Origin of the sequence: Candidatus Viridilinea mediisalina, assembly GCF_002532535.1 — a bacterium.
Classification (GTDB): Bacteria; Chloroflexota; Chloroflexia; order Chloroflexales; family Chloroflexaceae; genus Viridilinea; species Viridilinea mediisalina.
In genome coordinates this window covers 1-4,450 of record NZ_NQWI01000202.1, presented here as the reverse complement: position 1 = coordinate 4,450, position 4,450 = coordinate 1, and the positions used below count along the sequence as shown (strand labels likewise).

Sequence of the window (4,450 nt, the reverse complement as noted above, 5' to 3'; positions counted from 1 at the left end):
GCCAGCGGCGCGGTGGCTGAGCTTGTCGAAGCCACCGCTAGGTCACCTGCCAACCCAAGGCTTTTTCGCGCTAACAAAGAGTTTTTTTGGGGGAGGCTTCGCCTCCCCCCAACCCCCCGCCGGAGGCGTAACGCCATGCGTATGGGCGGCGCAGCCGCCACAACGCAACCAGTATAGCACACCCATTGCGGCAAGGACTGCTATAATGAGTAAGAATAATCAACGTAAGGAATCCAGACCATGAGCATGTATGAGGTGCTTACCTCCCAGCCACCCGATCTTGTGGCTGCGCTTTATGCGACCTGGCCGCACGTTGCAGAGTTGCTTGACGAGCTCGAAGCCGAGCAGCGCCCCGAAGCGCGTATTCGCCGCCTACGCCACATCGGGGCTTTTTGGTATGCTCAAGGCGGTGCCGCTGAGGTGCTCACTGAGTTGGGGCTGCATCTGGCGGTGCGCCTTCGCATCGCCCAGGGTGTGGTGGTGAGTGAATTGCTGCTCGCCTATGGTGCCGCCCAAGAGGAGCAGCGTACCCGTGAGTGGGAGGCGCGCCTGGTGGCGCGTGCCGCTGAACTGAATGGCTTGCACCAGATTATTTCGGCTGCTAATTCAACCCTTGATCTCGATACCTCGCTCCAAACGGTGGTCGAGACGGTCGCGCAGGTGGTGGGCGTTGAGGTCTGCTCGGTCTTTCTCTATGATAAACACCGCGATGAGTTGGTGCTGCGGGCCACCCGTGGCCTCAATCGGGCCGCGATTGGCCAAGTGGTCTCCCAGTTGGGCCACGGTGTTACGGGCTGGGCGGCGCAGTTGGGCCAGCCGGTGGCGGTGCGTGATGTCTGGGAGGAGTCGCGCTTCAATGTTGAACCGCAACTCGGCGAAGAACTCTTCCGCTCCATGCTCGCGGTGCCGATTGTCCTCTTTAGCGCCGAACGCTTCCAGTTTAGTGCCGATAAGCTCCAGGGCGTGATTACGGTGCAGACGATTGGCCCGCGTGAGTTTTTGCAGGAAGAGATCTCGTTTGTGGAAGTGGCTGCGGGTGAGTTGGCCTTCTTTATTGCCAATGCCCAACTTTACCAACAGACCGATGAGCGGCTCCATCAGAAGGTGCGTGAACTTACGACCCTTCAGCAGGTCTCGAAGATCATTGCTGAACAGATTGGCCTGCGTGATGTGTTGACCCTGATTACCGAAAAGGCGGTTGATCTGGCGCAGGCCGACCGGGCGGCGATCTTTCAGATGGGCGATGATGGTCAGTTGCAACTGGTGGCGAGCCACGGTGGCAATGGCGATGGGGTGCGCGATTTTATCATCCAGACGGTGCGCGATAGTCGCCCCCTTGCGGTAATGAATGCCTTTCAGGATGCACGCTTCCCCGATTTGGCCAAGGTGGCCGAGCGTGAGCGTTTCCATTCGCTCTTCTGCATGCCCCTGCGTGCGCGTGAACGCACCATTGGCGGGATCTGCCTCTATAAGCATGAACCGCACCTCTTTGATTATGAGCAGGTGCGGTTGCTCAGTACCTTCGCCGATGAGGCTGCAATCGCCATCGAGAATGCCCGGCTCTACGATGAGAGCCAGCGTGCGCTGGCGGTTAAGTCGGCCCTGCTGCAAGAGATGCACCATCGGGTGCGGAATAATCTCCAGACCATCTCGGCCCTCTTGGCGATGCAACTGCGCCGGGTTGAAGCCGGTAGCCAAGGGGCTAAGGCGCTGCGTGAGAGTGCCGCCCGCATTCAGTCGATCGCTGCCATCCACAATCTGCTCTCCCGCGAGGATGTGGGCGTAACAACCGTTAATGCCGTCTGTCGCCAAGTGGTCGAAAGTGCCCAAGCGACGCTGGTCAACTGCGAAACGCCGGTGCATTTTGCCATTATGGGCGATGAGGTGCGCGTTGGTTCGCGTGATGCGACCGTACTCGCCCTCGTGGTCAATGAGTTGATTAGCAACGCCCTTGCCCACGGCCTCGCCGCCGAAGGCGGCAAGGTCGAGATTGAAGCCACCCTCGATGCGGGCCTCGTTACCGTCGAGATTCGTGACGACGGCCCAATCCATCCCCCGCCCCCTCGCCCGCCCCATAGCAGTGGCCTTGGCCTGCAAATCATTGAAACCCTTGTCCAAGCCGATCTCGGCGGTAGCTTCAACCTGCTCCGCGACGATGCCGCTGGCTGGATGCGCGCCCGCGTCAGTTTCCCTCAGCGCATGGTTGATGCGTTGGGGGAGGATGTGTAGGAGAACAGAACAGAAGAACAGAGGAACAGAAGAACACAAGAAAGGCTCCCCTATGTCCGACTTCCCTACCGAAGGTTCGCCGCCCTTCATTAACCGTCGCCTCTCGACCCAGGAGTGGCGTCAGTATGTTGCGAACTACAATTTCGGGCGGATTGCGCCAACCCGCCTGGTGCTGCACCATACCTATCGCCCCACTGAGGCGCAGTGGGCTGGCTTGACGACGATGCGGGGTATTCAACGCTTCTATGCGGGCAAGGGCTGGCGCTCTGGGCCGCATATCTTTGTCGGCCCCGATGGGATCTGGTTGGCTACGCCGATGTCGCAGGTGGGCATCCACGCTGGCACTGGCAATGGCTCAGTTGCCCAGGGCTGGTATTCGATTGGCCTTGAGATGGTGGGCTACTTCGATACGGTGCGCCCCGCCGGGCGGGTCTGGGAGTTTTCCCTTGCTGTTATGGGTGAACTCTCGCGCCGCCTCAGCATTGCACCCGATAAGCTCATCTCCTTCCACCGCGATTATACCAATGAAAAAAGTTGCCCCGGTTGGGCCGTGACCAAAGATTGGGTCTGGAGTAGTGTCAATGCCTATGTGGGCAATAGTGCGCCGCCGCCGCCCACGCCAGTCCCGCAGCCTGATCCCGGGGTGATCCAGCCCGCCGATGAGTTGCTGTTGGAACATTTGCGTGAAGCGAGTTTCCGCCAAAGATCGGGTGGACAGGGCTACAATCCCGCGTGGGCCTTCCACCAGTATGCGGTGCAAGAGAATCTTGGCGTGCCGCTGGCTCCTAGCCGCACGGTCACCGATGGGGGTAAACAGTACGATTTTCAGCCCTTTGCCCGTGAGACGCTCTACTGCGAGGTGCCCAATTGGGGCGATGTGCGGACACTGACGAAGCTGTTGGCAGGCAGTATTCCGCCCTCCGGCCTGGGTCGCCGCCTGCTTGACGAGACCTACAAACTCGGTGGGTCTACCTTCCGGCCTGATTGGGCCTTCCACCAGTTCGCGTTGCTCAACAGGCTTGGGCCGCCCATTGGCAATAGTGCCAACCTTACGGTGGACGGCAGGCAGTATGCCTATCAGGTCTTTGCCACCGATACACTCTACAACCTTGTGCCCAATTGGAGCGATGTGCGACGGCTGAGTCAGCTTAGCACGGCTAGTGCGGCCAACGATGTACGCCTACGTGAAGCCCTGTTGGCCGCCACCTATCGCGCGAGTGGGCAGACCTACCGCCCCGATTGGGCCTTTCATCAGCGCGCCCGCACACTCAACATCGGTGCGCCTTTGGGGGCTTCCTACCAGATCGCGGTTGGAGGGGCACGGTACGCCCTGCAAGTCTATGCCCTCGACACGCTCTACAACCTTGTGCCCAACTGGAGCGACGTGCGGCGTATGAGCGACCTCGTCAAGCCCCAGGCTACTCGCACTGCCGCCGGGGTTGTCTTGGGCAGTGCCCGTAGGGCCGATGAGTCCGCTAGTAGCCCCTCGCCAGCACCCTTTAGCCAGCAATTGATAATCGTGCGGCCCAACCCGCCCGCCATGGCCCACACCAGCCGCAACGGACGAGCCATCGAGCAGGTGATTTTGCACGCCGTTCCAGGCAACAGCGAACTCACCCTGCACCAGATGAGTAGCGTTGGTTCCCGTTTTACCACCCACTACCTGGTGGGACTCGATGGCACCATCTACCAATTGGTAGACGAGGCCCGTGCGGCGTGGCACGCAGGCATGGCCAGCGCCGATGGCCTCTGGTTCAACCTGAACCTCACCAGCATCGGCATTGCCCTCGAACGGCCCAGCACCTGGCCCGAAGCCAGTGCGGGCGACACCAGCCAGCAACTGGACGCCCTCAGCCAACTTCTGCGCGAACTGGCCACTCGCTACCCACTCACGTCCGCCAGCCTCATGCTCTGGAGCAGCCTCGCAGGCAGCGACAGCGACGCTGCTGATGGTCTGCCTCTTGAAGTCCTGCGGGCAGCCCTCAAGGGGGCTTAGCGCAAAGTGCCTACGAACGTATCTCTAAGAGGCTGTCTGAAAAGGCCATGAACTGGCGTTGGAGTGCCGGCTTCAGCCGGCTAAAGCCGGCACTCCAGCGCGTGCCCACTAACTTTTTAGACAGCTTCTAAGGGAAGGTTTCAGGTAGGTAGTGCCGACTAATGGTCTTCCAGTAAATAATCCGCTAACCAGACCTCGCAGATCTGGCATATCTATCAGGTCTAG

2 protein-coding genes are annotated in these 4,450 nt (G+C 60.2%); both read left to right on the top strand.

What is annotated here, in order from left to right:
• The first annotated feature begins 246 nt into the window (after positions 1–246).
• Positions 247–2,229 carry a GAF domain-containing protein gene (locus CJ255_RS21125; protein WP_165774867.1) on the top strand — a complete coding sequence of 661 codons (1,983 nt, stop codon included), beginning with the start codon at positions 247–249 and terminating at the stop codon, positions 2,227–2,229.
• 52 nt (positions 2,230–2,281) lie between these two features.
• Positions 2,282–4,225: a peptidoglycan recognition protein family protein gene (locus tag CJ255_RS21120; protein ID WP_097646056.1), complete on the top strand. Its 1,944-nt coding sequence runs from the start codon at positions 2,282–2,284 to the stop codon at positions 4,223–4,225.
• Positions 4,226–4,450: the final 225 nt, after the last annotated feature.